Source organism: Helicobacter bilis (genome assembly GCF_900198365.1).
Lineage (GTDB): Bacteria > Campylobacterota > Campylobacteria > Campylobacterales > Helicobacteraceae > Helicobacter_A > Helicobacter_A bilis_B.
In genome coordinates this window covers 1-4,552 of the sequence record NZ_FZMS01000106.1, presented here as the reverse complement: position 1 = coordinate 4,552, position 4,552 = coordinate 1, and the positions used below count along the sequence as shown (strand labels likewise).

Annotated in this window: 3 protein-coding genes and 2 pseudogenes; all 5 read left to right on the top strand. The window is 31.2% G+C overall.

All coding sequences use genetic code 11. The annotated features are described in order from the left end of the window. Window positions 1-439: pseudogene (locus C6H08_RS11060) on the top strand (hypothetical protein); the annotation flags it as partial. Window positions 440-447: 8 nt separating this feature from the next. Further along, window positions 448-1,149 (top strand): lipase family protein, encoded by a 702-nt coding sequence (locus C6H08_RS11055; RefSeq protein ID WP_104686212.1) that lies wholly within the window; start codon window positions 448-450, stop codon window positions 1,147-1,149. Beyond that, window positions 1,149-1,736, top strand: coding sequence for a hypothetical protein (locus C6H08_RS11050; RefSeq protein ID WP_034579691.1), 588 nt, complete (start codon window positions 1,149-1,151; stop codon window positions 1,734-1,736). Before C6H08_RS11055 ends, C6H08_RS11050 begins: the two co-directional genes overlap by 1 nt. After that, window positions 1,714-3,708, top strand: a complete 1,995-nt coding sequence (locus C6H08_RS12205) for a lipase family protein (protein WP_233708589.1) — start codon at window positions 1,714-1,716, stop codon at window positions 3,706-3,708. The genes C6H08_RS11050 and C6H08_RS12205 overlap by 23 nt, the downstream gene beginning before the upstream one ends. Before the next feature lie 10 nt (window positions 3,709-3,718). Further along, a pseudogene (locus tag C6H08_RS11040) lies at window positions 3,719-4,552 on the top strand (hypothetical protein); the annotation flags it as partial.

The following is a 4,552-nucleotide window of genomic DNA, read 5'->3' as shown; positions in this document are numbered from 1 at the left end:
TGAATTTAAAAAAAAGTGTGTTTTAAATGAACTTCCAAATGATGAGGAAAAATATAATAAAATTCTAGGATATTATGGATTGAGTTTGGATACATTGGATTGGGAAAAGATAGGGAAGGAACAACCTCTCACACAATCTACATTAGAATTTTATTATATTAATTTTAGAGATAAAGATTTTTATATCAAAAATACGCCACTGTATTCTTATTATACCCCTATTCAACCAAAATATAAGAAGTTTGATGATACAATAGAAATTTTTTTTAAAGGGCAACCAAATAGAAATAGTATAGATGAGATAGTGTTGGATTTAGTAAGGCAGACATATCTAATCGATGATGTAGTGTGGAATATATCTACCAGCGGAGATTTTAACATTTCTTTAAAAGAACAATATTGCTTTCCACAAACAAAATATAAAAGGTTTCATGATTAGGAGTTGCAATGTCAAACAATAAAGAACGAATTAAAAAACTAAGAGATTGTGCAGAGTTAGCATGGGCTGCCTATGGTTACTTTCATTTAGTAAATAAAAATTATAAACATAACGATAAAGATAAAAAGAGACTCGAGCATTTTCCAAAGCTACTAAAACATCTTGGAGAAGAAAAACGCGACCCCACCTACGCTGACATACTCGACATTACTTATAAATACTACCTTGATGATAATGGCAAACCCAAAGATGGCTTCTTTGATGATAGGTTATTTGATGGCGACTTCTCCCCACTCCAATCTAAAAGGTTTTTTGAAAAGTATGATTTACTTATCCACCAACCAAATACAGATTCTGGATTCTCTGCTACATTGTTTCAACACAAAGAATCTAACAAATATACTTTAGCCATTCGTGGCACAGAGCTTAAACTCTCTCAAGCTTGGCAAGATATTATCACCACTGATGGTTCTTTACTCCTTAGTTCTACGCCACTAGAACAATACAACGATATGCTAAGATTCTACAATCAATGCAAAACAAAATACCCAAAGATAAAAACTCCAAACTCTCTAACTCTCACAGGACACTCTCTTGGCGGCTGTCTAGCTCAATTACTTACATTAAGTCTTTGTGATAATGCAAATGAAGCAAATATTAATGAAATTTATACTTTTAATTCTCATTTAGAATCTAAAAAGGCAGCCTAATGTTTTATATAATTCTTTTAATTTCAATTTCTACTATTCTTTCTTATCTTATATTAAAATTTATTTATAGAATCATTTTTAAATCTAAAAAGAAAATCTCAAAGTTTTTAGTTTTTCTTGGAAGTATTGGGTTGATTATATTTTACCATACGCCCTATTCTTACTATTTAGAGCCGAGTTATCATAAGTTTAAAGAAATATGCCAACTAAACCCAGAGATTTATCAAGCCAATGGTGGTAAGATAGATGAGGAGTATTATAATAAAGTGTTAAAGTATTTTGATACGAGTTTGGATACAATAGATTGGGAGTATGTGCAAGAGAATTTATCTCGCAATGATTGGGGAGATTATTTGTATAAATTTAAAAAGCATTATGATAGAATATACCACTCTTTTACTTTATTTTTTAATGATAATCAAGCAAGAAAAGATAATATTAAAACTATACTGTTTTATGCTAATTGGGATAAAATAAGACCACTCCCAGCAGGTAATGAGGGAACAGGGTTTTTTTTAGGAAGTGTCCCAATAAGTTGCATATATTTTAAAAAAGGGCTAAATAATGAAAAACAAAGAAATGATTAATAGACTAAAAGATAACGCAGAGTTAGCAATGGCAGCTTATGGCTATTTCCACTTAGCAGATTCTAAGTATGATTTTAATAAAGATAACACAGATACAGAAAGATTAGAGTATTTTAGAGAATTAAAAGATGATAAAACCCAATCTTTATTCCCCACTCCCACCGACATTCTCAATATAGAATACAAATATTTTAAAGACAATAATGGCAAACCGAAAGATTCTTGGTATCATAAACATTTCTTAGGTGGCGACTTCTCCCCACTCCAATCTAAAAGGTTTTTTGAAAAGTATGATTTATTAAAACACTGCCCTAACACAGAATCAGGCTTTTCTGCTACTTTGTTTCAAAATAAGGAAACTAAGGAATACACTTTAGCCATTCGTGGCACAGAGCTTAAACTCTCTCAAGCTTGGCAAGATATTATCACCACTGATGGTTCTTTACTCCTTAGTTCTACGCCACTAGAACAATACAACGATATGCTAAGATTCTACAATCAATGCAAAACAAAATACCCAAAGATAAAAATTCCAAACTCTCTAACTCTCACAGGACACTCTCTTGGCGGCTGTCTAGCTCAATTACTTGCTTTAAGTCTGTGTGATGATAAAAATAGAAATAATATCAAAGCCTTATATACTTATAATGCACCTGGAGCTAGAAAGATAGCACCTCATTATGATTATATAGTAAAACTCTTTGCATTCCACAGCAAAGAACAACAAGAAAAATTTATAAAAGAAGAAATAGAAAATATAGCAAATAGAGCAAGAGATTTAGGCAAAAATAATATCTCACTAGAAAGTAAAATACGAGAGATATTACACAAGATAATCCAAGAAAAACATAGTCAATACTATGGGATAACAATGAGTATCTCTACTCATACAACGACGATGATGCTCAATATTAATGCTGTTCCTATTTTAGCAGATATTGCACAATGCTATGAAACTTTAGCTTACAACTATACACAGCATTTTAAAGAAGACAGAAACACTCCCCAAAACTTTAAGCTTAAAGGAGATGAAAGATATACATACAAACTCTCAATTCAAGATTCTATATACCATTGTGAATCAAGTAATAATGAATACAAAAATAAATGGTATATGGACTCACCTATATCAAAGCTAGGGATTAAACTAGGATTACACCAAGATAATCAATATAGTGATACAACACTGCTTCATACAATCAATACAGGCTCTGGAACAACAGGGGATCACTCCATTATCCCCCTTACGCAAACTCTCTACTTCTACTCCTATCTTTTAGAATTAGATTCTAATAATACAATGCTAGAATCTAAGCTTCAATCAAATAATGATAAAGAAAGATTGAGTGAATACCTTTATACTCTCAATGTCTTTATGAAAAATATAAAGACTGCAATGAATATCTTGATACATGAAATTGATAAAAAGAATAAAGAAAAATATGAGAAGTTTAAAAAACAAATGAAATGGTATCAAAGCACACCAAACTATGATAGTATAGATTATCTTGCTTTATTTATCTCTCAAGTTAATGAATTAGCTTTTAAAATAGAAACTCTTAAAGAAGATAATAATAAATACTTCACCTCAAGTATAGATATACACACAATCATTGATACTATACTCAAGTTACAAGAACATAATTACCTCATAGAAATCATTGATAACGATAAACTAAGAGCAATGCGTAATCAATGCAAAGCAGATAACAAAGCAAGTATAACAGAGAAGCTCTCTTTAGAGACTTGCCAACCTTTTAGATTAGTCGATAAAAACACTATAAGCTATCTTAATGAAAACAACCTTCATCAAATCTTTGGATACAAAGATTTAGGACATATACTCTCTCAAGAATGGCACGAAGAATATATCAATGGACGATATGAGATAGCAAAAGGCTTATATTTTGGAGGAAATACGATAAGTAGTTTGAGTAAGTATGCTAAAGATAAAGAATTACGAATAAGTTAAAAGGTGCAAAATGCAAAAAAACTTTACAATATCCATAAAGAAAGAAAATCAAAGTATCTATATCTTTTGCAAGGATAATACAACCCTAGATTGCCATACAATCCATAGCATCATCTTTGAAAACCTACAAGAAAATGAAGCATACAGGGATATAAGCTTACAAGATGTATATAGCTATGAATTATATGTATTTTTAGATTCTATATTGCTTAATGGCTCAAAAGAAACAAAATCCAATCCGTTATTCTTTGGTGAGTTAGACAAAGAGGGCGTGTTTATAGAATCTAAACCCATCTATCACTTAATCGGTGAAATAGATTCTAACTCTATAGAATCTACAAGCAATAATAAAGATTCTAACAATTCCCTAAGCACCCTCCAAGTATTTCTAGGTAGCAATACCCTAACACTCTTAAACTACTCCCTCCTAGATTCTAGCCTTAACATCAAATTAGAATGTAACTCTAAAGAATCTAAAGCAATACTAGAGAGAGAACAAATACAAAGAAAACAAATACAAAGAGATTCTAACTCCATAGATTCTCTAACAAGCACTGCTATGCTTCACCCAATACTAGAAGATGATGAAATAAAATGCCCTCATAATGGAGTAGTAAAGCTAAAGAGCAATAAAGGCAAACCTTTTACTTCTAAAGGTATTCCTATGGTTTTAGAATCTGATTTATTACATAGCTCTATCATAGGTTGCACTAATAATATAGCAGGAGTGCCTACTCCTTGTGCCTCTGTATCTGTAATACTCCCTAGTGCCAGAGGATTAAAAAAGTTTAATGATGATTATCCCATAATGCAGGATTTAGTCTCTAGTGGTGTAATGAGTGAT

Coding starts and splice junctions, on each gene's coding strand:
- C6H08_RS11050 (WP_034579691.1), top strand. CDS start 1,149: ATGTTTTATATAATTCTTTTAATTTCAATTTCTACTATTCTTTCTTAT.
- C6H08_RS11055 (WP_104686212.1), top strand. CDS start 448: ATGTCAAACAATAAAGAACGAATTAAAAAACTAAGAGATTGTGCAGAG.
- C6H08_RS12205 (WP_233708589.1), top strand. CDS start 1,714: ATGAAAAACAAAGAAATGATTAATAGACTAAAAGATAACGCAGAGTTA.